Origin of the sequence: Rhizomicrobium sp. (genome assembly GCA_037200985.1) — a bacterium.
Taxonomy (GTDB): Bacteria; Pseudomonadota; Alphaproteobacteria; order Micropepsales; family Micropepsaceae; genus Rhizomicrobium.
The window spans coordinates 563,754-587,422 of record JBBCGJ010000001.1 but is presented as its reverse complement, the minus strand read 5'-3'; the positions used below and the strand labels follow the sequence as shown (position 1 = coordinate 587,422).

Annotated in this window: 17 protein-coding genes; 10 read left to right on the top strand and 7 right to left on the bottom strand. The window is 66.3% G+C overall.

Going from position 1 to position 23,669, the window contains the following annotated elements:
• Positions 1–3: 3 nt before the first annotated feature.
• From WDN01_02540 to WDN01_02530, 3 genes are all read right to left on the bottom strand, one after another.
• The gene (locus WDN01_02540) at positions 4–930 is read right to left on the bottom strand and encodes a VOC family protein (protein MEJ0024882.1); all 927 of its coding nucleotides are present in this window, start codon (positions 928–930) and stop codon (positions 4–6) included.
• The gene (locus WDN01_02535) at positions 927–1,571 is read right to left on the bottom strand and encodes a TetR/AcrR family transcriptional regulator (protein MEJ0024881.1); all 645 of its coding nucleotides are present in this window, start codon (positions 1,569–1,571) and stop codon (positions 927–929) included. The genes WDN01_02540 and WDN01_02535 overlap by 4 nt, the downstream gene beginning before the upstream one ends.
• A 67-nt stretch (positions 1,572–1,638) precedes the next feature.
• Positions 1,639–2,631, bottom strand: coding sequence for a glutathione S-transferase family protein (locus tag WDN01_02530; protein ID MEJ0024880.1), 993 nt, complete (start codon positions 2,629–2,631; stop codon positions 1,639–1,641).
• Positions 2,632–2,881: 250 nt separating this feature from the next.
• On the opposite strand from WDN01_02530, the gene WDN01_02525 reads away from it, so the two are divergent.
• The gene (locus tag WDN01_02525) at positions 2,882–3,526 is read left to right on the top strand and encodes a Crp/Fnr family transcriptional regulator (GenBank protein MEJ0024879.1); all 645 of its coding nucleotides are present in this window, start codon (positions 2,882–2,884) and stop codon (positions 3,524–3,526) included.
• Here the strand turns inward: WDN01_02525 and WDN01_02520 are convergent.
• The 4 genes from WDN01_02520 to WDN01_02505 form a co-directional block, all read right to left on the bottom strand.
• Entirely contained in the window at positions 3,523–5,106 is a 1,584-nt protein-coding gene (locus WDN01_02520) for a tetratricopeptide repeat-containing protein (GenBank protein ID MEJ0024878.1), read from the bottom strand. The genes WDN01_02525 and WDN01_02520 overlap by 4 nt on opposite strands.
• 37 nt (positions 5,107–5,143) lie before the next feature.
• Positions 5,144–5,719, bottom strand: coding sequence for a nucleotide synthetase (locus WDN01_02515; protein ID MEJ0024877.1), 576 nt, complete (start codon positions 5,717–5,719; stop codon positions 5,144–5,146).
• Positions 5,716–7,326 carry a toll/interleukin-1 receptor domain-containing protein gene (locus WDN01_02510; protein MEJ0024876.1) on the bottom strand — a complete coding sequence of 537 codons (1,611 nt, stop codon included), beginning with the start codon at positions 7,324–7,326 and terminating at the stop codon, positions 5,716–5,718. The genes WDN01_02515 and WDN01_02510 overlap by 4 nt, the downstream gene beginning before the upstream one ends.
• Positions 7,327–7,432: 106 nt before the next feature.
• Positions 7,433–8,050, bottom strand: coding sequence for a TetR/AcrR family transcriptional regulator (locus tag WDN01_02505; GenBank protein ID MEJ0024875.1), 618 nt, complete (start codon positions 8,048–8,050; stop codon positions 7,433–7,435).
• Between the two features lie 231 nt (positions 8,051–8,281).
• Here WDN01_02505 and WDN01_02500 point away from each other — a divergent pair, with 231 nt between their 5' ends.
• From WDN01_02500 to WDN01_02460, 9 genes are all read left to right on the top strand, one after another.
• Complete coding sequence (locus tag WDN01_02500) at positions 8,282–11,488, top strand: efflux RND transporter permease subunit (protein ID MEJ0024874.1); 3,207 nt, start codon at positions 8,282–8,284, stop codon at positions 11,486–11,488.
• Positions 11,481–12,656 (top strand): efflux RND transporter periplasmic adaptor subunit, encoded by a 1,176-nt coding sequence (locus tag WDN01_02495; protein MEJ0024873.1) that lies wholly within the window; start codon positions 11,481–11,483, stop codon positions 12,654–12,656. The genes WDN01_02500 and WDN01_02495 overlap by 8 nt, the downstream gene beginning before the upstream one ends.
• 161 nt (positions 12,657–12,817) lie before the next feature.
• Positions 12,818–14,956, top strand: a complete 2,139-nt coding sequence (locus WDN01_02490; protein ID MEJ0024872.1) for a tetratricopeptide repeat-containing sensor histidine kinase — start codon at positions 12,818–12,820, stop codon at positions 14,954–14,956.
• Between the two features lie 155 nt (positions 14,957–15,111).
• Positions 15,112–18,033 (top strand): S8 family peptidase, encoded by a 2,922-nt coding sequence (locus tag WDN01_02485; GenBank protein MEJ0024871.1) that lies wholly within the window; start codon positions 15,112–15,114, stop codon positions 18,031–18,033.
• 254 nt (positions 18,034–18,287) lie between these two features.
• A complete protein-coding gene (locus WDN01_02480; protein MEJ0024870.1) occupies positions 18,288–19,436 on the top strand; it encodes a serine hydrolase domain-containing protein in 1,149 nt (382 codons plus the stop codon).
• Positions 19,437–19,446: 10 nt separating this feature from the next.
• Complete coding sequence (locus WDN01_02475) at positions 19,447–21,090, top strand: GMC family oxidoreductase N-terminal domain-containing protein (GenBank protein MEJ0024869.1); 1,644 nt, start codon at positions 19,447–19,449, stop codon at positions 21,088–21,090.
• Between the two features lie 18 nt (positions 21,091–21,108).
• Complete coding sequence (locus WDN01_02470; GenBank protein ID MEJ0024868.1) at positions 21,109–21,987, top strand: MBL fold metallo-hydrolase; 879 nt, start codon at positions 21,109–21,111, stop codon at positions 21,985–21,987.
• Positions 21,987–22,742, top strand: a complete 756-nt coding sequence (locus WDN01_02465) for an SDR family oxidoreductase (GenBank protein MEJ0024867.1) — start codon at positions 21,987–21,989, stop codon at positions 22,740–22,742. Before WDN01_02470 ends, WDN01_02465 begins: the two co-directional genes overlap by 1 nt.
• 19 nt (positions 22,743–22,761) lie before the next feature.
• Entirely contained in the window at positions 22,762–23,658 is an 897-nt protein-coding gene (locus tag WDN01_02460; protein ID MEJ0024866.1) for an SDR family NAD(P)-dependent oxidoreductase, read from the top strand.
• Positions 23,659–23,669 lie beyond the last annotated feature (11 nt).

Sequence of the window (23,669 nt, the reverse complement as noted above, 5' to 3'; positions counted from 1 at the left end):
GGCTCAGCCCATGGTCGGGGGCGCGGGCGGTCCCCATTGCACGCCGAGCAGCTCCGTAAGACCGGCCTTGTTCGAACCGTCCGCCGCGGTGAGAAGATCGCCGTCGGTCCAATGCTCGACGGTGTGGCCCCAGGGGTCGCGCCAATAATCGAACACCTGGCTGCCGAGGATGTGGCGACCGACGCCCCATTCGGGTTGCCGCGCCCGCGCCTGGAGGAAATCGTGACCGGTCATCAGGTCGTCGAGATCGCGCACTTCGAACGCCGCGTGGTTGAAGCCCGGGCCTTTCGGACTCTGGATGAGGAACAGGGTGTGATGGTCGGCCGGCAGTTCGCCGCGGTCGCAGCGCAGGAAGGCGCCGAGCGCGAAGCCCGGCTGAAGCTCGATCTCGTCGGAGGTGAGAAAGCCGAAGCGCGCTTTGTACCAGGCTTCCGAGGCGCGAAAGTCGGACACGTTGAGCACGCAATGACCGAGCCGCAGGACATGCGCGGGACCGGCGCCGACCCGCTTGACGGCCCGCAGCCGTGCGCGACCGTCGGCGCCGTTCCAGGGCTGGCGCGGCGGCAACGCGATGGAGCCGGTGGAGCTCTGTCCGGCGACGATCTCGACGGCGACTCCATCGGGATCGGTGAGGCGCACGACATGGCCGCCGCCGGGCGCGTCCAAGGCCTCGACCGCAACGTTTTCGCTGACCGCCAAACGCTCGAGATCGGCCTGGGACTTGGCGCGCAGGGCGAGGCCGGCAAATCCGGGCGGCCCCTCTTCCGTCGCATGGAGGAAGGGCGCGGGCCCGGTGCCCCGCATGTACAGGGTGCGATCGATCAGCGCCGCGCGCTGCAGGCCGAACTCGACGAGGAACGCTTCCATCGCATCCAGGTCCGGCGCCCGGAAGCGGACATGGGCGATGTCGTCGACGGCGATCGTGCTCATGACCTGTCCTTTCGCGTGAGGATGTCGGAGGCGGCTGCCGCCGCGATCGATTGCGCCTCCGCCAGGCGCACGCCGAGGCCGCGCAGCAGGAGCGCGACGAGGCCCGTCACGGTCTTGCGCGCCGTGGCCGCATCGGCATCGAGCGCGCGCTGGAAGGCGGCCTGCGCGGCGCCCATCACGAGGAGGATCGCGGCGTCGCGGCTTTCGCCGCCAAACCGACCGGCGGCCAGGCCGGCGGAAACGTCGTGCCGCACGCCTTCGTTCACCTCCGCGTCGGGATCGGTCGCGTTGCGCGACAAGTGCAGGAGACTGCGCGCGCGGTCGGGCCGCTCAAGGGCGTAGCGCGCGAAGACGCACAGCGCCCGGGCGACGCGCGCGGCAGGGTCCACGATGCCGCGGTTCGCTTCGATCACCTGGCGTTCGATCTCGCCGCGCACGCCGAGCATGACTTCGCGGGCGAGATCGTTCTTGTCGGAGAAGTGATTGTAAAACGACCCCTTGGCCACATCCGCGCCGGCCACGATCTCGTCCACGCTCACGGCATCGGGGCCGCGTGCCGCGAACAGCTCCTCGGCGGCGGCGAGCAGCGCGCCGCGCGTCCGCGCACGGCGCCGCGTCTGACGGGTATCGGCCTGTTCCATCCCGCTCGCGATGTTATGACTATCTAGTCAAAAATAGACGAAACAGTCAGTTTCAGCAAGACAGCAGTCAGGCCAGATAGCGCAGGCAGTCGGCGGCTTCGAGGATCGGCAAGAGCGCCTGCTTGTCCGCCACCGCCCGGAAGGCCTCTTCCAGGACGCCCTGCGATTTGGCGTGATATTTCTGGGGAGCTTGCACATACGCCTTGCCGTCGAGATCGACGGAGAATTGCGCGGCTCCCGCCTTGAGCGCCGCGGCGTTCGCCCGGGTCCAGGGAAGGAAGTAGCGGCCGACATAGCGCAGCAGGGGCTCCATGGTCGGCTTCAGCGTCTCCCAGTCCTCGAAGCCGCCGTCGTTGCGCGGCTCGTTCATGCGGTAGCACCAGTCGAGCACATGCGGTCCCCGCGCACGGATGATGCCGCCGCAGGTCGGATCGATCGAGGATTCGTAGAGCTGGGCGGCCAGCCCGAAATCGCCGAAGGCCGGGCGCGCGCCGAAGAGGTATTTGCGGGCCTGCAGATGCGGTTCGAGCAGATCTAGCAGCTCGAAATAATACGCGGCGATGAGCGGCGCGGTCTCGGCGCTCGAGCCGACGAAGCCGCCGCGGCCCGACATGCGGGCCAGGATCATCGTCGCAAGGCCGGCAATGTCGTCCGCGCTGCCATGAGGCAGGTTGAGCCGCGCCAGGATCTGCGCCGAAGCCTGCCGGTCGACCGGCGCCCACCAGCGATGATGGAACATCAGCTTGTTGCCCCATTCGTCGCCGAATTCCTCGAAGAGGCGGGACAGAAATTTCAGCGCGGGATCGGCGGGATGGATCGAAGGCTCGGGATACGCGGCTTCCAGCCGCTCCAAAATCGGCGTGGAGTCCTGGATGCCCTCATCGTCCGGCGTGGCGACGGTCGGCACGATCGGCAGCCGCGCGTATTTCTTGTATTCCTCCTCGACCGCCGGGCGGCGTGCGATCCATTCATGCGGGATCGCCTTGTAGCGGAAATAGGACCGCACTTTCACCGAATAGGGCGACATCTCCGAGCCGAAAATCCGGTACACCCCTGCCATGGCCGTGGTCCTCGCGCTGGTCGCCGCATGCCTGCCGCGACCGGCAGACGCTTCCCGCCCGGTTCGCGCCGAACCGCCCATCGACGGATGGGCCCTACAAATCGGAATTTTGATTCGCAATCAAGACGGGGGCGGCGGGTGTCAAATTGCAACCGGTCGCGCCCCGGCGCCGGCCTTGTCTATTCATGTTGTCACAGCCAATCTCGACCGCATCGATCAATCGCGAATGGGGCTGCCTTTGGACACCGGCATGCTTGCGTTTCTGCGGGAGACTTTCGGTTGCCCGGCCGATGTCGCCGCAAGCATCGGACGCCGCGCCATCGACCGCCGCTATCCGCTGAGCGCGATTATCCTTCGACAGGGCGACCGCGCGGACGCGACCTATCTTCTCGTCATCGGGCGCGCCCATGCCGTGACCTATGGCGGCGAGGGACAGGCGGTGCTGCTGCGCGAATTCCTGCGCGGCGACTTCTTCGGGGCGCTCGCCGAGCCGGCCCCGGAGGACGCGGACGTCGTGGCGGTCGAGGAGGTGCGGACCGCGGTGTTCGGCGCTTCGGACTTCCTGGCGCTGATCGACGCCCATAGCTGCGTCGGGCTGGTCGTCTCGCGCGTGCTGCTCAAGCAGTTGCGCGCCTCGTCGGCGCGGATCGTGGAGAGCACCACGTTGTCGGCGGCGGGTCGGATCCATGCCGAATTGCTGCGGCTGGCGCGGCTGGGCGACGGCCGGACCATCCGTCCGCCGCCGGTCCTCGCGGCGCTGGCGACGCGGGTCAGCTCCACGCGCGAGACCGTGTCGCGCACGATCAACGCGCTGGAGCGGCGCGGCATCATCCGCCGCAGCGCCAAAGAACTGACGATCGTGTCGCCCCGCGCACTGCAGGACCTGACGGTCTAGGATTTCAGCGCGAACAGGCGCACGGGTTCGTCGGACCCCTCGGCGTCGAGATCGCCGACATATTCGGTATGCGGATGGCCGGCGCCGGCATGCAGCGCCGCCGCGAAATCCTCGCTCAGATGGATCGCGCCGGGCGGAACGGAGCGGACCATCCGTTCGAGAAGCCGGGTGGCGGGGCCGGCGAGGAACGGCTTGCCGCTGAAAACGTCGTCGGCCTGGCGGACGCTGGCATAGTGACCGGCGATGCGCACGCCTCCGGCATCGGCCAGCGACGCGGCGGCGGCATGCGCTGCGGCCGCGGCGGCCGCCGTCGCCTGATAGGCCACCAGCAGCGCCTCGCCGGTCCAGCGCGGCGCGAACAGCGGCCTCGGTTTGCCCAGCGCGCGCGCGAGGCGCGGCAGCAGCTCCTTCGACAAGCGGTCGGCGCCCGCTTCGGACAGATCGATCCGGAGCATCGCGGCGAGACGAATGGGCCCGGCGGCGGCGCGCGCGGTCTCCGCGGCGCGGCCCTTGGCGCGCGAAGCGGCGACCGTCAACTGCCGCCTTCCGCTCTTCTTCCATTGCGCCGCGATCCAGGCGGTGACGCCGCCGCCGCGGCCCGCCGGCTTGTCCAGGATCAGGAGCTGCACCGCCTGCGTCATCAGGGACTGGGCCTGCATCACGGCGCTGCCCATCGCGATCTCGGCCGCGAGCTGGATGGCGAGCGGAAAGACCGGGTCGGGCGCATCCGCGATGGCACGCACACTGGCCGCGCGCGCCAGGATGCGGTCGAATTTCGTGGTCCAGCTCGAGCCGAAGGCGGCGACGGAATGTTCGCGGAAACGTTCGCGCGGCATCGGCAGCACGAGATGAAGCTCGGCGCCTTCCTCGAGCAGCGCCTGGGCGATGAGAATGTCGGCGCCGGCCGCCAGCGCGCCATAGCCGTAGCCGATGCGCTCCTTGGCGATATGCGCGCGCACCCGCCGCCGCACCGCTTCGCTGTCCGGCGACACGCCCATGCCGCCGGCGAAGTGCAGCGCGCGCGGCGGCCGGAAGGAATCGAGCCAGGCATCGTCCTTGCCGAATTCGCGCAGGATCAGCTCGAACTGGCGCAGCGTCGAGGCGTGGTCCTCAAAGGCCCTCGGCGCCAGGGCGACCGCCTTGCGCAGCGCTGTCCGGGCCTGCGCTGCATTGCCCAGAAGCAGCAGCGCCTCGGCCTCCGTCGCGGCCCGATAGTATGGCGTCTCCAATTCGTCTCCGCCGGTGCGTGCCCGTTCGAGCAATTTGCCCGCCAGCGCCTTGGACTGCTCGCCGCGGCCGGCGAGCAGGAACAGCGTCGCCGCGTTGACCAGCGGATAGGTCGCGCCGCCGAGCTCCGCAGCGCGGGCGTAAGCGCCGGCGGCCTCCAGGTAAAGCCGCCGGCGCTCCGCCCCCTCGGCGGCGAGCGCACGGTCCTTCAACAGGCGGCCTCGCACGCTGAGCACAGAGGGGTCGTCGTTCACCAGCTCGAAACCGCCCTCCAGGAAGAGCCGGCATGCGTGGTCCAGCGCGCCGGCCCGGGCGTGGGCGATGATGGAGAGAAGGGAGGACGTGTTGGGCAAAACCGCGCTTTCGCCTTTGCTGAAACCTTTCAATCCCTCATCGCGTCGCTGGACCGGCGTCTCCGCGTGCCGCCGAAAGGATCCCGTGTCCCACCACGTCTCCCGGATTCTTGATATCGGGATCGATCGTGAGGCTGAGCGGCGTATTAATTCGAGTGCCGTCCATCCTTCTCAAATAGACCCTGAAGTGGAGATTATACGGATCCTTGTTTACCTTCGGCGTTCCTTGTTTCAGCAGCAGCGCCCGGAACGAGATCGACATGCACCGCGACGCCGCATCCACCGGCAAACCTTGCACATCGAAGTAGCGATCTTGACCGTCCGGCGCCACACCGAGCGACATTGGCAATTCGCGGCGGAATTCCCAATCGATAGCCTTGTCGAGTTCTATCGTTACCATACAGTCCTTTTTTTGGACTCTCAGTTCGAGCGGCCCATCCTCGGCGGGATCGTAGTCGGTGCCGCTCACGACATTAGGTTCCAAGTACCCGTCGGATCCTATTCGCAGGCTCAAGGTGTAGGTTCGCGTGTCCGGAAATGGCGCCGGATCGCCGTTCCACGTCGGAAGAGGATGCGACTCGCCGGGCGACTTCAATGCCTTGAACGTTGTCATAGCTCGATCCTTTCGGGTGGTTGCGACGAAATCGTAGCCTTGTCGGCATTCAGCTTGGATTTCACGACGGGCCACACTTTGTTGTTGCGATCAAACCCGACCATTTCGTCGATCGTCGACAATGCCTGGCCGAGCCGGGCCAAAGCCGCATCGCGCTCGCCGCTCTTTGCTTCAATTCGGGCGAGGACGCGCTGAAGCGCTATCCAGTCGCTCTTCAAATCCATATTCAAGGGGTCGGCCGCCATAAGGCGCCGCATGATCCGATCCTGTGCCCGGCGTTCGGCGATGGCGTGTTCGCGGTCGTCGTTGGCCAAGTAGGCGTCCGCCAGCCAGCCATGCCGGTTGGCGACGTCGGACATCGCCTCCGCCGACCAGTGCGCATGCCTCGCCACAGCCTCCATCTGCGCAAGCGCCGCCTTGCAAAGCCGCAGGGCCGCAAGGCCGTCGCGCGGAGGCTGGATTGCAAGCGAGCAGAGATCGCCTTCTGCATATCCGAGCTCTCTCATGTACTTCGGATTCTCGGGCGCAATGGCGATCATGCGATCCACCAATTGCTTGTAGGCGAGGAAATACGGTTTCGCCGCGGCGAAATTCTTCTGCATGTAGTTGTGCAGGCCGATCCAGTATTCGCTCTGCGTATGATCGAAGAGGCGTTCGGGATCGTTCGGCGCGGCCGCGAGAAGCGCGCCGGTTGTGCGTTCCGCTTCCTGAAAGTTCTTGAGCGCCGCGTTCCGATCGCCCCGCGTCTCGTCGTCCTCGCCCATCGCATGCAGCGTGCGGGCGCGGCGTTCCAGCGAGTCCGGCGGCAGTCGGCTCAAGTCTTGATCGGTGTAGTACTTCAGCGCCCGCTCGTTGACCGCCGTCATGGCGTCCAGGCGTCCCACCCCTTTCAACGTCGTGCGCAGATCCGTCAGCATGAACTCCACAAGGCCTTCCGCTTCGCCGCGCTGGCGCTCGGCTTCGGACCGGGCGCTCAAGGCGAAAACCGTCAACACGCCCATCACTAACACCAGCGCCAGGGCGGCGGCCGTGACGGCCGTCACGCGGCGCACGCGGCGCTGCAAATCCCGCTGCACCAGCTCGTCGAGACCGACGCCGACGATGCCGGCGACGAGTTTGAGGATGCCGTGCTCCCAGCCGTCGCGACCCTTGCGGAAATCGGCGGCAAGCGGCTCGATGAATTCACCCGATGCGGTTCTTTGCCGGAGCACCGGGGGGAGGCAATCGGGCGGTTCGCCGGCGCGGATCGCGGCGAGCACGGGGCGGTCGGGGTGCAGTTCGCGGAACAGCTCGACTTCGCGTGCGACCCAGACCGATTGCGCGGCGGCGGCCGAGCACACGACGACGAGGCTGCGCGATTGGGCGAGCGCGGCGCGCACTTGCGCGCTCAGGTCCTGCGCGGCGGAGAATTCCTCGCGGTCGCGGAAGATCGGCGCGAGCCGGCCTGGCACCGCGATGCCGTCGGCGCCTGCGCGCCCCACCATTCGGCGCGGCAGGACATAGGCCTCCAGCCGCCGGTGCAGATGGCGGCCGAACGCGGCATCCTTGTGGCTATAGGAGATGAACGCCCGGTAGCGACCGGGTCCGGCTCCAGTATCGACCGACATTGCCCCCGCCCCCGGGTAAAGCAGGCAAAGTCTGGCAGAAATATAGGTGAGGCACAACGCCGCGCAAAAGCGGCGAATATTGGCCCGTCATTCTTCGGATGTAGAATCAGCGACCCGGGGCGCAATAGCTGTCGACCAGCGCATCGACCGCCTCGAGCAAAACGCGCGCAGGCCCGCCGGCGCCGAACAATTGTCCGGAGGCATAGACGCCTTCGAACAGCAGCATCAGCGCATCGCCCAGCCGGTCGGGCTCCCGCGCGCCGAGCGACGCGGCCAGCGCCGTGAGCCGGGCACGGAAGCGGGATTTGATGTCGCTCGCGACCTTGCGCGCGGGATGGCGCCGGTCGGGATATTCGACGGCCGCATTGGTCGTACCGCAGCCGCGATAGTCGGCCTTGTTCGCGCGGGCCTGCAGTTCCATGAGCCAGACGCGCAACTGCTCCCGCGGATTTTGCGGATCGGCCGCGAGGGTCGCTTCGAACCGCGCCAGCGCGTCCTCGCCCAGATGGCGGAGATAGTCGGCGGCGAGTGCGTCCTTCGACAGGAAACTGCGGTACAGACTGGGTTTGGTGACGCCGGCATGCGTCACGATCTCCTCCACGCCGACGGCGCGGATGCCCTGGCGGTAGAACAGGTCGCGAGCGGATTCGCGAATCCGCTCTACCGCCCGCTTGGGCGGTTTCGCGGCCCGCCGACCGGCCGGCAGAGGCTTTCTCTTTGTCACAGTCTTGCGCCTTGACGATGTAACCGAGCGGTACCTATATGCTGCATCGCACCGTACCGGTCGTTAACATAGTTTGCGACAGTTCGCCCTGCAAGCCGATGGAGCCGGCGAAGAGCGAAACGCGGTGCGAGAAAGACGGTTCGGCGCCGCGAACCGCACGGGGAGAATATTCAGTCGGGCCGCCGGCCCGGCCGTGTGGTGGATCGTTTGAATCGCTGAAGGCCTGCCCGTATGACATGGATCGTTCGCGTCGCGCTGGAGCGGCCTCTCACCTTCATCGTCATGGCGATCCTGATCGTGATCGTCGGCCCGCTGGCCGCGATGTCGATGCCGACCGACATCTTTCCCGACATCCGCATACCGGTGATCGGCGTCGCGTTCCAGTTCACCGGCCTGTCGCCGGACGAGATGTCGGGCCGTATCGTCACGCCTTATGAGCGCATCCTCACGACGACCGTCAACGACATCGAGCACATCGAGAGCACCTCAATCCCCGGCATCGGCATCGAGAAGATCTATTTCCAGCCGGGCGTCGACATCCGCACCGCGACCGCGCAGGTCACCTCGATCTCGCAGACGGTGCTCAAGCAATTGCCGCCGGGCGCCACGCCGCCGCTGATCCTGAACTACAACGCCTCCACCGTGCCGATCCTGCAGCTCGCCTTCTCCGGCCAGCACATGTCGGAGCAGCAGGTGCTCGACCTGGCGCAGAATTTCGTGCGGCCGGTGCTGAGCACGATCCCGGGCGCCGCCGTGCCTTATTCCTATGGCGGCAAGGTGCGCCAACTCCAGATCGACCTCGATTCCCAGGCGCTGCAGGCCAAGGGCCTGTCGGCGCAGGATGTCGAGAACGCCATCGCGGCGCAGAACCAGATCCTGCCCGCCGGCACGGTCAAGTTCGGCGCGACGCAGTATACGGTGAAGCTGAACGACGCGCCGGTGACGATCGAGGATCTGAACAACATCCCGATCAAGGCGGTGAACGGGGCTACGATCTACGTCCACGACGTCGGCCATGTGCGAGACGGCAACCCGCCGCAGCAGAGCATCGTGCATGTCGACGGGGCGCGCGCCGTGCTCACCACGATCCTCAAGACCGGCTCGGCCTCGACGCTCGACATCGTGCAGGGCGTAAAGGACGCGCTACCGGGACTGCAGGCGACGCTGCCGCCCGCCTTCAAGATCAACCTGCTCAACGACCAGTCGGTGTTCGTGAAGGGCGCGATCTCCGGCGTGGTGCGCGAAGGCGCGATCGCCGCGGCGCTGACCAGCCTGATGATCCTCTTGTTCCTGGGAAGCTGGCGCTCCACCGTGATCATCGCGATCTCGATCCCGCTCGCCATCCTCTGCGCCCTGGCGGGCCTGTGGTACGTGGGCGAGTCGCTCAACATCATGACGCTGGGCGGGCTGGCGCTGGCGGTCGGCATCCTGGTCGACGACGCGACGGTGACGATCGAGAACATCAACTGGCATCTGGAGCACGGCAAGCCGGTCAAGACCGCGATCCTGGACGGCGCGGCGCAGATCGTGCAGCCGGCCTTCGTCTCGCTGCTCTGCATCTGCATCGTGTTCGTGCCGATGTTCGCGCTGAAGGGCGTCGCGGGCTTCCTGTTCGTGCCGCTGGCCGAGGCGGTCGTGTTCGCGATGATCGCGTCCTTCATCCTGTCGCGCACGCTGGTGCCGACGATGGCGATGTATCTGCTGAAGCCGCACGCCAATGCCGCGGGCCACGAGGCGCGCGCCGCCGCGGGAAACAATCCGCTGGCGCGCTTCCAGCGCGGCTTCGAGACCCGGTTCGAGAAGATCCGCGAGGGCTACCGCAATCTGCTCGCGATGGCGCTCGCCAACCGCCGGCCGTTCGTGATCGGCTTCGTCGGTTTCGTCCTGCTGTCTTTCGTGCTGTTCCCGTTCCTGGGCTCGAACTTCTTCCCGTCGGTCGATGCCGGCCAGATCACGCTGCATGTGCGCCCGCCGGTCGGCACGCGCATCGAGCACGCGGCGGCGATGTTCGGCGACATCGAGAAGCAAATCCGCCGGACGATCCCGCCGAAGGAGATCGAATCCATCGTCGACAATATCGGCCTGCCCACCAGCGCGATCAACACGGTCTACAACAACTCCGGCCTGATCGGTTACCAGGACGGCGACATCTATGTGACGCTGAAGCCCGACCATCACGCGACGGCGGACTATGTCCGCACCTTGCGGGTGACCCTGCCCCGCCAGTTCCCCGGGACCGCGTTCTCCTTCCTGCCGGCCGACATCATCAGCCAGATCCTGAACTTCGGCGCGCCGGCGCCGATCGACGTGCAGATCGCGGGCCCGAAGATCGACAAGGACCGCGCCTATGCGCTCCTGCTCCTGCACCGCATCCAAGCCATCGCGGGCATCGCGGATGCGCGCATGCAGCAGTCCTTCCGCAATCCGCAATTGCGCGTCGACGTCGACCGCTCGCGGATGGCGCAGTTCGGCCTGACCGAGCGCGACGTGACGAACAGCGTGGTGACCACGCTGGCCGGCAGCTCGCAGACCGCGCCGACCTTCTGGCTCAATCCGCAGACCGGGGTGTCCTATCCGATCGTGGCGCAGACGCCGGAATACCAGATCACCAACCTGGCGGCGCTGGAGAACGTGCCGGTGACCGGTTCGGGAGGGGGCCTGCAGATCCTGGGCGGACTGGGCAAGATCACCCGCGAACAGTCCGATGCGGTGGTCTCACATTATAATGTGCAGCCCACCATCGACCTCTATGCGACGACGCAGGATCGCGACCTCGGCGCGGTCGCCGCCGATGTGCGCCAAGCCATCGCCGATACGGCCGGCGACCTGCCCAAGGGCGTGACGGTGCATGTGCGCGGGCAGGTCGTCACGATGGACGCGGCGTTCACCGGCCTGTCCTTCGGACTGCTCGCAGCCATCGTCCTGATCTATCTTCTGATCGTGGTGAACTTCCAGTCCTGGCTCGACCCCTTCGTGATCGTCACCGCCCTGCCCGCGGCGCTGGCCGGCATCGTGTGGATGCTGTTCGGCACCGGCACGACGCTGTCGGTGCCGGCGCTGACCGGCGCCATCATGTGCATGGGCGTGGCGACGGCGAACTCCATCCTGGTCGTCAGCTTCGCGCGCGAGCGGCTGGAAGCCACCGGCGACGCAATGCTCGCGGCGGTCGAGGCCGGCATCACCCGCTTCCGCCCGGTGCTGATGACCGCGCTCGCCATGATCATCGGCATGGCGCCGATGGCGCTGGGCCTGGGCGAGGGCGGCGAGCAGAACGCGCCGCTCGGCCGCGCCGTGATCGGCGGCCTGGTTTTCGCAACCTGCGCGACACTTATCTTCGTACCCGTCGTTTTCAGTATCGTCCATGGACGCAAGGCCCACCGTGCCAGCGGCGAAGTCGGCCGGGCCGCGCCGTCCTCCGGAGAAGAAGCCTATGCCTGAGACCAGCAGCAATCCCCTGAGCTATGTGCCGCCGAAGCGGCTGAGGCTGATCGGCTATGTCGCCGGCGGCGTCGCGATCCTGATCGTCGTCGTCGGTCTCGTCACGCGCGTCATGGCGAGCCGCGAGGTCGACGACTGGACGGAGGCGAACGCGCTGCCGACCGTCAGCGTGATCAACCTGCAGAGCGGCGCCAACGGCCGCCTGGCGCTTCCCGGCAATGTGCAGGCCTTCAACAGCTCGCCGATCTATGCGCGGGTCAGCGGATACCTCAAGAAGTGGTATGTCGACATCGGGACCAAGGTGAAGGCGGGACAGCTCCTCGCCGAGATCGACATTCCGGACCAGGACCAACAGCTGGCGCAGGCCCGTGCGGATCTCGGCACCGCCATCGCGAACCAGAAACTCGCGGCGGTCACCGCCAAGCGCTGGAACGATCTGGCCAAGCAGAACGCGGTGGCGCCGCAGGACGTCGACACCAAGAACGCCAACCTAGCGGCGATGACGGCCGCCGTCGCCTCGGCGAAGGCCAATGTCGACCGGCTCGTGGCGCTGGAGGGCTTCAAGAGCATCGTCGCGCCGTTCGACGGCACCGTCACCAGCCGGGCGGTCGACGTCGGCGACCTCGTGACCGTCCCCACCACCACCACGACGGGATCGGCGCCGCTCTTCACGGTCGCCGACGACAGCAAGGTGCGCATCTATGTGAACGTGCCGCAGAACTACTCCGAGCAGATCAAGCCCGGCATGAAGGCGAACTTCACGGTGCCGCAGCATCCCGGACAGGTGTTCGTGGCAACGCTGGTCGCGAACGCCGAGTCGGTGAACACCCAGACCGGAACGATCCTGATCCAGTTCCAGGCCGACAATGCCGACAATATGTTCAATCCCGGCGACTATGCCCAGGTGACGTTCGATCTTGTGGCGAGCGGCGACGCCATCCGCCTTCCGGCCAGCACGCTGATCTTCAGCGACAGTGGCCCGCAAGTCGCCGTGGTCGGGCCGCGCGACCGTGTCATCCTCAAGCCGGTGACGATCCTGCGCGACTACGGCACGTCGGTGGAGGTCTCTTCGGGCCTGACGCGGCATGACCGCGTGGTCGACAATCCGCCGGACTCGTTGCGCCAGGGCGATCAGGTGCGGCTGGCCACGCTCAGCGCGCCCCACTGACCGCGCGGCCTATCGCACGCACAGGTCGATAGGGAACTTTTCGAGTCCCCCGGAAGCGCGTGCTCCGACGTTCCGTACCGACCGCATGTTGACGGCGCCCTCACCGGCGCGACTAATCGTTCGTCAAGAAACATCCGGCATGCTCCGACGAGGAGTACCGAATGTTAAAGAGGGTTAGCCTAGTCCTAACGCTTTGCCTGCTCGGCGCGACCGGCGCGCGCGCCGACGATGGCGGCCGTCCCGAGCGCATCAAGCCCATGGCGAAGCCTGCCGACTATAACGACCTCATCGCGGCCGCCAAGAAGGCGATGATGGCGGACCCCAATGCCGCCCTGCAAAAGGCGCACGCCGCGGAAACGATCGCCGAACGTCTCGCCGTATCGCCCGACCAGGACAGGAGCCTCGCGACGAGCCTGTGGCTCGAGGCCGAGGCGCTTACCCGGCTCAACAAGGTCGCCGAGGCCCGCGTCATTCTCGACAAGGCGATCAGGATCGCGAGCGAAGACAACAGAATCACCAAGCTCGACGGCGATCTCGCGCTCTCGGACGCGCGCATCGCGGACATCAGCGGCGACGTCGCCCATGCCCTGAAGAGCTTCCAGAAGGCGCACGACATCTTCGCCAGGCTCGGCGAGGCGCGCAGCCAGTCGATCGCACTCCAGGGGCTCGGGAGCATCTACGACGAGGCGCACGATTTCGCGCGCGAGATCCGCTACTACAACGACGCCCAGCGCATCTATTCCGCCGATCCGGCGGTCGAGCTGTCCATCGCGAACAATCTGGGCTTCGCCCTGCAGCAGATGGGCCGCTACGACGAGGCGGTCGGGAATTTCCAGCGCGCGCTCGACATCAGCCGCAAGCTCAAAAGCGAATTCCTCGAACTGAGCATCCTGCCCAATCTCGCCGCGGTCTACGCCAAGCAGCACAATTTCGGCGCCGCGACGGACACGGTGAACCAGGCGCTCCGGCTTCTGACCGGGGGCGACGAAAGCGGCTCCGCCCCGTTCGTGTGGGGCGTCAAGGCCGAGATCGATTTCGAGCGCGGCGCGCCCGAACTCGCGGCCCGCGACCTCGACAAGGCGTTTCGCGGCATCGACCTGAAGACCACGATCTCGCCGTTCCGCGACATGCACGAGATCGCCTACAAGGTCTATCGCGCCCAGGGCAATTATCCGCTCGCCCTGGCGCATCTGGAGGCCTTCAAGCGGCTGAACGACCAGGGCGGCTCGCTCGCGGCATCCGCCAACCTCGCGCTGCTGGGCGCGCAGTTCGATTTCGCCACGCAGCAGCTGGAGATCGAGCACCTCCGGTCCGAACAGCTCAAGCGCGACATCTCGCTGCGCGAATCGCGCGCCACGACGCAGACCGTGGCCTTCGCGGCGGTACTGCTGGGCGTGGTGATCCTGATGCTCTGGATCGGCTGGCGCCACCTGCTGATGCGCCGCCACCGCACCGCGATCACGCAGAAGAATGTCGAGCTGACGCGGACCCTGTCCGAGCGCGACGTCGAGATCGCGCGCCGCAATGAGGTGGAGCAGCATCTGCGCCTCGCCATGGAGGCGGCCGAGGAGGCCAATCGCGCCAAGAGCCATTTCCTGGCCAATATGAGCCACGAGCTGCGCACCCCGCTGAACGCGATCATCGGGTTCTCGGAACTGATGGCGCATGGCGCGATCACCGGAACCAAGCTCAGGGAATATGCCGCCGACATCAATGTCAGCGGCCAGAACCTGCTCGGCATCCTGAACGACATTCTTGACATGGCGCGCATCGATGCGGGAACCGTCACGCTCGCCGAAAACGAGATGCTGCTCGGCGAGATCGTGGAAAGCGCGGTGAGCGAGATCGAAGGCAGCCCGGCCGCCGCCGGAAAGACGATCCGGGTGGACGACGGCGCCCGGAACGTCCGCGTGCGCGGCGACGACAAGCGGCTGCGCCAGATCCTGGTCAATCTGCTGTCGAACGCCGTGAAGTTCACCGGCCGGGATGGCGCGATCGCCGTCCGCACGGAATGGGTCGAAGACGGCGTGGACGTCGTGGTGCGCGACAACGGGGTCGGAATCCCTGAGGACAAGCTCGCCACGGTCATGGAACCGTTCGGACAGGCGGAAAGCACCTATGCCCGGCTGCATGGCGGCGTCGGCCTGGGCCTGCCGATCGTCAAGTCGCTCGTCCGCTTGCACGGCGGGCGCTTCACGCTGATGAGCGAAGTCGACGAGGGCACGATCGCAAGGGTCCATCTGCCGGCGGAGCGGGTTCTGGGCGCGTTCCGGCTGGACCAAACCGCGGTCGCGTCCTAGGCGCGGCCAACTGCATCGCATTGGCTGCGATCCGTATACGGAAAATTAAGCGGACCTTAGCAAAGCGTGAGCGTACGGGATCGGGTTTACCCCTGCTTAAGCTCCCGCGCCCATCGTCGATGTAGGAATGCCTGGTTGCGTCGGCGGGGATATCAATGGTTCGGAAATGGCTATTTGCCGGCGCCGCGTTCGGGTGCCTGCTTGCCGGCCACGGGGCCCTGGCGGACACCGGCGCGGCCGCGACCGACCGGCCGATCACTCCGCTCTACGGCGACATCAACCCCTTCTACGGCTCGATCAACCCGTTCTACGGCGATATCAACCCGTTCTACGGCGACATCAATCCGTTCTATGGCGATATCAACCCATTCTATGGCGACATCAGCCCGTTCTGGGGCGATATCCAGCCCTTCTGGGGCGACATCCAGCCGTTCTACGGAACGATCATCCCGTTCTATGGGAGCAACGATCCGTTCTGGGGCACCATGAATCCCTTCGTCGGGAACAGCTTCTTCAAAACGGTGCAGCCGTTCTGGAAAAATGCCGGTCCGCAATGGGGGGACATCAACCAGACCTGGAACCTGCTGCAGTCCAGCAATGCGCACAACTATGCGAACCTGCAGAAGCAGTTGAACGCCTTCGTCGGCACCAGCGCGAATTTCTGGGGCGCCGCCGTGCAGCGGGCGACCGGCAAGAATTTCTACGACGGCTTCGCCGCGCCGATGTTCGCCAAATACGGAATCGATCCCAACGATCCCAATTCGCTGGCCAACACCAGCGTCGATACGCGCTCGCTGTTCTTCCTCAACTGGTATGACGGCCTGATGTCCTATACCGGGGTCGACCATGTCGACTGGTGGATGGCCTCCGTGCACTGGTCGCCGGCGCTGACACAGATCCAGGGCCTGGGCTCGAACTCCGTCATCGGCGTGCTGGACGCCAATTTCACCAGCGACAATAGCGGCGTCGCGAACCTCATATTCGCCGGCGGCTACCAGAACTATTCCAACGATCACGGCGCCGCCGTGGCCAGCCTGATCGCGGCCAAGCATGACGGCCAGGCCATCATGGGCATCGCGCCCAATTCCACCGTCGAGGTCTACAACCCGTTCGACCAGACCGGCACCGCGAGCTGGGCGGACGTCAGCCAAGGCATCTACACGCTCTACAAGAAGGGCGCCTATGTCGTGAACGCCTCGCTCGGCGTGCCGGGCAGCGTGCTGTCGAGCGACTGGGCCAAGATCCTGAACAGCCCGCAGCTCAGCAACCGCAATCACGACCTTGTCCTGGTGAAGGCGGCGGGCAATGACGGCATCACGCAGACCGCGAACGTGCCGTGGACCGGCGGCCAGGCGCCCGACAACCTTCTCCTGGTCGGCTCCGTCGGTCCGACCGACCAGATCTCCTGGTTCTCCAACACGCCGGGCGAATCCTGCATCCTGGTCAACGGCATCTGCCGGGAGCAGAACAAGCTCAAATACCGCTATCTGGTCGCGCCCGGCGAACTGATCCTGGTGTCCGACAATCACGGCGGCGTCACCCGCATGACGGGAACCTCCTTCGCCGCGCCGCTGGTGACGGGCGCCGTCGCGCTCCTGCAGGACCGCTGGCCGTGGCTGCAGCAGCATGCGGAAGAGACGGTGCAGATCATCCTCCAGTCGGCCGACGATCTGGGCGCGCCAGGCGTCGATCCGATCTATGGCTGGGGCAAGCTCGACATCCAGGCGTCGCAGTCGCCGCTCGATTTCAACGATCTCACCATTTACCAGCCCTTCACCTACAGCGGACGGCCGGTCGGGACGTCGTTCCTGCTTCCGACCTGGTCGCCGACCTCGCTCAAATATTCGGTGCTGAATACGGGCCAGCTCAACCTGTGGCAGCAGAAGGGCGCGTTCCTGGTCGCCTTCGAGTCCATCGGCTCGACCTATCGCGACTTCACGATCCCCTTGAGCAGCCTGCTCGTCGGCAAGAACCAGAACGTCAACGGGACCAGCAATCCGTTCCAGACCTATCTCTATCAGCGCCTGATCGATTGGGCGCACGGCAAGAATTCGCTGTCCTTCGAATCGCAGTCGACCCAGCTCGCCCAGGGCGACTGGCGACTCGGCATCGTGACGACGCAGTCCACACCCGACGAGACCGACCGCGGCGAAGGGCCGTTCCACGCCGAGTTCGTCGCGTCCAACCCCGAGGCGGGAATCGAGCTGCACATGGGCGAAGGCAGCGCCGCTTATTCCATGATGGGGACGGGCGCCTTCTCGCTGCGGTCCGATTTCGATCCCTCGACCGGCGGCGTCAATCCGGTGCTCGGCTTCGCGTCGGGCGGCATGTATGCGAGCGGCGGGTATTCCGTGACGCGCGACCTCAAGCTGAATTTTGGCTTCAGCCAGAAGTCCGACGATCACATCTATGTCGATCCGACCTTCGGCCCGCTCAAGGAGCTTCCGCTCGCGACGGCGCGCGCCTCGGCGTCGGTCGCGGGGCTGAGCTACGCGCTCGGAAGGGACCTGACGATCAACGCCAGCTATACGCAGCTGACCGAGGACGACGGACTGCTCGGCTCGCAGGGCAGCGGCGCGCTGGCCTTCGCCGGCGGCGCGCATACCGAGGGCACGACGCTGGGTGCGACGGCCGCGCTGTCGGACGGATGGACCGTCTCGGGCTCCGGCACGCTGGCGCGCACCAACGCACCGCAATCGGCGGTGTCGAGCCTGTCGCTGTCGCAAGCCGGCCTGCAATCGACCGCCTATGAGCTTGCCGCGACGAAGCTGGGCGTACTTTCGGAAGACGACAGCCTGCGCTTCTCGCTGACCCAGCCGCTGCATGTCGAGAGCGGCGCGCTCAATTACACCTCGCTTCAGGTCGTCGACCGGCAGAGCGGTACGCTCGGCCCGGTGACCCAGACCTGGAACATCGCGGGCAAGCGCGAATATCGGATGGAAACGACCTATGACGTGCCGGTGCTGGAAGGCCGCGGCGCGGTCGACGGCTTCGCCGTGCTGGACATGAACCCGCCCAGCGCGCCCGATACGCCGGTGTCGATGTCGGTCGGCGCGCAAATCCGCTTCGCACTTTGACGCAAGACGGGTGCGGCGGCGCCCGCATCCTGCACTTTGCGCGCAATACTTCGCTGCAATGCGCGAACCGCTTCCCCCCGCGACACGAAATCGTTGCGTAGACGGCGCTCCGTGCGCGCGCACGCGCAATGGCGGCTGGACAGGCGATTGCCGCCGTCCTTAAATTCTTTTTGCGAATAAGCAGCCGATCGAACGCTCCGAAAAACGCGCGCCGTTGCCGCGCGGGCGCGATCGTCAACAGGGAGAACACCTCTTTGAGTCACGGATTGAACGTCGATCGTCTTTCGCATCTCAAATCCATCATCGAGGACGACATCAAGAAGGACCTGTATTTCGGCGGCGCGGTGATCGTCGCGCGTCATGGGGAGATCGGGTTCTACGAGGCGTTCGGGCACGCGGATTCGAAGAAGACGCGGCCTGTCCGCAAGGATTCGGTTTTCAGCCTGTTCTCGGTGACGAAATCGTTCACGAACGTGCTGGTTTTGCGGGCGATCGAGCTGGGCTGGTTCGCGTTCCACACCAAGGTGAAGGACGTGATCCCTGAGTTCGCGGGCAAGGGGCGCGACGACATCACGGTGCTGCATCTGCTGACGCATTCGTCGGGGATGCCGCCGATCTACACGCCGAACGAGGGCATGTATATCGACGTGCTCGAGGACATGGTGATGACGATCTGCGAGCGGATCGCGGCGGAGCATCGCCCCAACGAGGTGGTGGCTTATTCGGCGCTGGTGAGCCATTCGATGCTCGGCTACATGCTGGTCAAGACCGATCCGAAGGGACGACGCTACCGCGACATCGCCAATGAGGATTTGCTGTTCCCGCTGGGGCTGAAGGACACTTCGGTCGGGCGCCGGCGCGACCTCAAGGAGCGGCACCTGGTGCCCGAGTTCCGCGGCAACTCGCCGACCCAGCATCTGGGACACAGCAATTTCGGGCCGAACGGGGCATTCGAGGAAGAGGACGCGGAGATGCCCTGGGTCGGCATCGTCTCGACCGCGCTGGACATGTACCGCTTCGCCGAAATGTTCCGGGGCGGTGGCACAGGCAATGGCGTGCGCATCCTGTCGCCGCGAATGGTGGAGCTGGCGCGGCGCAACTGGACCGGCGAGAAGCCCAATGAGGTGTTCAAGAAGCTCTGCATCGACCGCGGCTGGCCGGTGATCCCGGCCTATATCGGACTGGGCTTTCCGCTGCGCGGCGAGACGGTGGGAGTCAATCTCTACGGCTCGCTGACCTCGCCCGAGACGATGGGCGGCTATGGCGCGGGCACCACGATCTGGTGGACCGATCCGGAGCGCGACCTGACCTTCGTCGGGTTGATGACCGGGGTGATGAACGCCGACGCCAATTACCTGCGTTGGCGGCGGCTGTCGGACGTCGCCGTCTCGGCGGCGACCTAGAAGCCGCACCATGGCCCAGGGGCAGAGCGCACACGCCTTCGACTATGTGATCGCGGGCGCCGGCACGGCCGGCTGCGTGCTGGCCAATCGATTGTCGGAAGATCCCAACAATCGCGTCTGTCTGGTCGAGGCGGGCGGCAGGGATTCCCACCCCTTCATCCATGTGCCGGCGCTGGTCGGTGCGGCGCTGACGCTCAAGCAATTGAGCTGGGGTCTGGAGACGGTGCCGCAGGCGCATCTCAACGGCCGGCGCATTCCGGTGCCGCGCGGCCGGGTACTGGGCGGGTCGAGCTCGGTCAACGGCATGGTGTATTTCCGGGGGCACGCGAAGGACTATGACGACTGGGCCGCCGCCGGAAACACCGGCTGGTCCTTCGCCGAGGTGCTGCCCTATTTCCTGCGCTCGGAGAACAATGCGCAATATCCGAGCTCGCCCTTCCACGGCCATGACGGCCCGATGCATGTCGGCGACATCCGGGGTCCCAATCCGCTCAACGCGGTGTTCGCGCAGGCGATGCAGTCCCTGCAGTTTCGGCATTGCGACGACTTCAACGGTCCGAACCCCGAAGGCTATGGCCTGCGCCAGGGGGCGATAAGGAACGGGCGCCGCGAGTCCGGCGTCACCGCATTCCTGAAGCCGGCGATGAACCGCCCCAACCTGACGGTGATGACCGGCGCGCCGATCGCGCGCGTGATCGTTGAGGACAAACGCGCCACCGGCGTGGAGGTCCTGATCAACGGCGGCACGACGCGCATCGACGCGCGGCGCGAGGTGATCCTGAGCGGCGGCGCGGTGGGCTCGCCGCAGATGCTGCTGCTGTCGGGCATTGGCGACGGCGCCGAACTCCAGAAGCTCGGCATCGCCGTGCAGTACCACCTGCCCGCGGTCGGCGCGAACTATCACGATCACATCGCCGCCAATATCCAGATGTGGACCGACAATCCGCAGTCCTACGGCATCTCGGCAAAGGCGTTCCCACGCGGGGTGTGGAACGTGCTGCAATATCTCCTGGCGCGGCAAGGCCCCTTCGCCAGCAATGTGTTCGAGTCCCACGCCGTGCTGCGGTCCACCGCCGACCTCGACCGCCCCGACCTCCAGGTCGTGTTCCAGCCGGCGCGGCGCAACCAGAACCTCTTCCCCCTGCCGCTCGGTCACGGTTTTGCGATAAGCATCGTACTGCTGCATCCCAAGAGCCGCGGCCGGCTCACCCTCGCGAGCCCCGATCCGCGCGCCCTGTCCCTGATCGATCCCCAATTGCTGAGCGCGCCGGAGGACGTCGCGCCGCTGCTGCGCGGGCTTAAGCTCGCGCGCCGCATCTTCGCCGCGCCGGCCTTCGCGCCCTATCGGGCCACCGAATTCCTGCCCGGTGCCGCGGTCGAGAACGACGATCAGTGGACGGATTATATCCGCGCCACCGCCGCCACGGTGCATCATCCGGCCGGTTCCTGCCGCATGGGCACGGGCGACGACGCCGTCGTGACGCCGGAGCTGAAGGTCCGAGGCATCGCGGCCCTGCGCGTCGCCGACGCCGCGATCTTCCCCAAGCTGATCGGCGGCAACACCAACGCCCCCGTCGTGATGGTCGCGGAGAAGGCGGCCGACATGATCCTGGGCAAGGCGCCGCCGGCGCCGCTCGCCTTGTCGCAACACTAACGCCTATCGGAGGCATCGATGGCCGCAGAACATATCCGCAAATGGCAGGTCGGCGATGTCGAGATCGCCCGCATCGTCGAGGTCAACGACCATACCGACCCCTTCAGCATGCTGTCCAAGGACCTCACCGCCGAGGACGCCCTGCGCCACGACTGGCTGCAGCCCAACTTCATCACGCCCGACGGGCGGATGAAGATATCCTTCCAATGCTTCGTCCTGCGCTCGGGCAAGGACCATGTGATGATCGACACGTGCATCGGCAATGGCCGCCACCGCGAGTTCGACGTCTTCACCAATATGCGCACGACTTTTCTGGAAGACCTCGCGGCCGCCGGCTTTCCCCGCGAGAGCATCACCAAGGTCCTCTGCACCCACCTGCATTTCGACCATGTCGGCTGGAACACCATGCTGGTCGACGGCAAATGGGTGCCGACCTTCCCCACCGCGCGCTATTATTTCGGGCGCGCGGAATACGACCACTGGAAGGAGCTGGAACGCACCGGCAACTATCACGACCTCACCCATATGGGCGATTCGATCAATCCGGTGTTCGACGCAGGCCTGGTCGAGCTTGTCGGTCCGACCGCTCAGATCACCGACGAGGTCAGCATCTTCCCGACGCCGGGCCACACCCCCGGCCATGTCAGCGTCGCGATCCGCTCCAGGGGCGAGGAGGCCGTCATCACCGGCGACATGATGCACCATCCCATCCAGCTCGCCGAATGGGCGCGGCCCGTGAACTTCGACATGGACAAGGACGCCGGCATCGCATCGCGCCGCGCCTTCATCGACCGGGTGGCTGACAAGAATATCCTCGTCATCGGCACGCATTTCACCCATCCGTCCTCGGGCTATGTCGTCCGCGACACCACCAACTGGAAGCTGAAGGCGCAGTGATGGACTGGGACCTCAAAGACCAAGCGATCCTGATCACCGGTGCCGGCCGCGGCCTCGGCCGCGCCACGGCGGAGCTTTTGGCGCGCTGCGGCGCGCGCGTCGGCGCCTGCGATATCGACCCCGTCGGTTGCGCGGAGACGGTCGAGGCGATCCGGGAAAGCGGCGGCCGCGCCGCGGACTTCGCCTTCGACGTCGCGGACCGCCATGCCTTCCATGCCGCCGCGGCCCAATTCGCGCAGCACACCGGCCGCATCGACGCCGTGGTCAACAACGCCATGCTGCTGCGCTACGAGCCGATCGAGGATGTGCGCGAGGACGTCGTCGACCGCATGCTGGGCGTCGGCATCAAGGGATCGCTCTGGGGGGTACAGGCCCTGCTCGCCCATATGGACGCTGAGAGAGGCGGCGCCATCGTGAACATGGCCTCGCCCGTCGCCGAGAAGGGCTTTCCCAACACGGCGGTCTACTCCCTCGTCAAAGGCGCCCTCGTCACCCTCACCAAGACCCTGTCGGCGGAGCTGGGCCCCAGGAAGGTGCGCGTCAACGCGGTGGCGCCCGGCTCGGTGCCGACCCCGGGCGCGCTCGGCCTCAATACGCAAGAGGAGTACGCCCGCCGCACACGAACGATCCCGCTGCGAAGGCTGGGCAGCGCCGAGGACAATGCCCAGGCCGTCGCCTTCCTGCTCTCGCCCGCCGCCTCTTTCGTCAATGGCGAGATCCTGCATGTCGACGGCGGTATCGCCGCCGCCGGCTAGCCAATCGGAGCGAACGCATATGGACGACTTCAAGGACAAGACCGCCTTCATCACCGGCGGCGCGGCCGGCATCGGCCTCGCCATCGCCCAGGAGCTCCTGGCCGCCGGTGCGCGCGTCGTGATCGCCGACATCCGCCAGGACGCGCTCGACAAGGCGGTCAAGGCCCTGGCCGGCGGCGACCGCGTCCGCGCCCTCCGCCTCGACGTCACCGACCGCGACGCCTTCGCCCGCGCCGCCGCCGACGCCGGCACGGTCCATATCCTCGTCAGCAATGCCGGCATCTTCCTCGGCGGGCCGACGCAGGACGCCACCTATGACGATTGGGATTTCTGCCTGGGCGTGAACCTGGGCGGCACCGTCAATTGCGTCCGCACCTTCGTGCCGCGCATGATCGCGCAGAAGGAAGGCGGCCATATCCTGCTCACCTCCTCCATCAACGGACTGTTCGCCAGCGGCGGCGTCGGGCCCTATACCGCCTCCAAATTCGCCACCACCGCCATCGGCGAGTGCCTGCGCATGAACCTCGCCCCCCACGGCATCGGCGTCTCGATCCTCTGCCCCGGCGCCGTCCGCTCCGACCTCTTCAACAGCACCCCCGCCGTCCGGCCCAAGGACTTGAGCGATACCGGTGCCCATCTGGTCAAGATCGACGACACCGATCCGGTCTCCAAGGAGATATTCGCCGACGCCATGTCCATCGAAGAGGTCGGCGCCAAGGTGATGCGCGGCATCAGGCGCAACGATCTCTACATCATCACCCACACCGAGATCCGCGCCACCATCGAGGCGCGGATGAAGGCCCTGCTCGCCGCCCTGCCCGACGAGCCGGTGCCGGCCGGCCGCGCCAAGTCCTCCCATGTCCTCTACGACGTGCCAATCTACGCCGAACAGAGCGCTAAGCCGGCGCCGCGATAGCAAAGGAACCG

Excerpts from the sequence above, each read along its gene's own strand:
- WDN01_02510 (MEJ0024876.1), bottom strand. The coding sequence starts at position 7,326 with ATGTCGGTCGATACTGGAGCCGGACCCGGTCGCTACCGGGCGTTCATC.
- WDN01_02490 (MEJ0024872.1), top strand. The coding sequence starts at position 12,818 with ATGTTAAAGAGGGTTAGCCTAGTCCTAACGCTTTGCCTGCTCGGCGCG.
- WDN01_02540 (MEJ0024882.1), bottom strand. The coding sequence starts at position 930 with ATGAGCACGATCGCCGTCGACGACATCGCCCATGTCCGCTTCCGGGCG.
- WDN01_02525 (MEJ0024879.1), top strand. The coding sequence starts at position 2,882 with ATGCTTGCGTTTCTGCGGGAGACTTTCGGTTGCCCGGCCGATGTCGCC.
- WDN01_02470 (MEJ0024868.1), top strand. The coding sequence starts at position 21,109 with ATGGCCGCAGAACATATCCGCAAATGGCAGGTCGGCGATGTCGAGATC.
- WDN01_02530 (MEJ0024880.1), bottom strand. The coding sequence starts at position 2,631 with ATGGCAGGGGTGTACCGGATTTTCGGCTCGGAGATGTCGCCCTATTCG.
- WDN01_02495 (MEJ0024873.1), top strand. The coding sequence starts at position 11,481 with ATGCCTGAGACCAGCAGCAATCCCCTGAGCTATGTGCCGCCGAAGCGG.
- WDN01_02460 (MEJ0024866.1), top strand. The coding sequence starts at position 22,762 with ATGGACGACTTCAAGGACAAGACCGCCTTCATCACCGGCGGCGCGGCC.
- WDN01_02500 (MEJ0024874.1), top strand. The coding sequence starts at position 8,282 with ATGACATGGATCGTTCGCGTCGCGCTGGAGCGGCCTCTCACCTTCATC.
- WDN01_02535 (MEJ0024881.1), bottom strand. The coding sequence starts at position 1,571 with ATGGAACAGGCCGATACCCGTCAGACGCGGCGCCGTGCGCGGACGCGC.
- WDN01_02515 (MEJ0024877.1), bottom strand. The coding sequence starts at position 5,719 with ATGACAACGTTCAAGGCATTGAAGTCGCCCGGCGAGTCGCATCCTCTT.
- WDN01_02465 (MEJ0024867.1), top strand. The coding sequence starts at position 21,987 with ATGGACTGGGACCTCAAAGACCAAGCGATCCTGATCACCGGTGCCGGC.
- WDN01_02475 (MEJ0024869.1), top strand. The coding sequence starts at position 19,447 with ATGGCCCAGGGGCAGAGCGCACACGCCTTCGACTATGTGATCGCGGGC.
- WDN01_02485 (MEJ0024871.1), top strand. The coding sequence starts at position 15,112 with ATGGTTCGGAAATGGCTATTTGCCGGCGCCGCGTTCGGGTGCCTGCTT.